The sequence below is a fragment of the Chryseobacterium sp. SIMBA_029 genome (genome assembly GCF_046535275.1).
Taxonomy (GTDB): Bacteria; Bacteroidota; Bacteroidia; order Flavobacteriales; family Weeksellaceae; genus Chryseobacterium.
In genome coordinates, this window is sequence record NZ_JAWRXA010000857.1 from 1 (window position 1) to 235 (window position 235).

At 57.9% G+C, this 235-nt stretch carries 1 protein-coding gene; it reads right to left on the reverse strand.

Going from position 1 to position 235, the window contains the following annotated elements; translation table 11 throughout:
• The coding region (locus SB679_RS26310) for a hypothetical protein (RefSeq protein WP_410705375.1) at positions 1-235 on the reverse strand (235 nt) is incomplete at both ends.

The window sequence follows — 235 nt, forward strand, 5'->3', positions numbered from 1 at the left end:
GGTACTGATCACTTGCATTTTTGGCATCGGCTGCCGGCTCAAAGCTTAGCGTTTCGTAGTAGGGCTCGATTGCCGGCTCGCCCTTGCCCACCTTTGAACCTGTCTGGCCCGGCGCCACATCTACGCCTCCTGGCGCGACAGTCTTCCAGGTCCCTGCAAATTTCGCAAGGGGACCGAAATCCATTCCATCGATCACAGTTTCCTGTGCGTATGATGCTGCGGCGGGCGCAAAGAG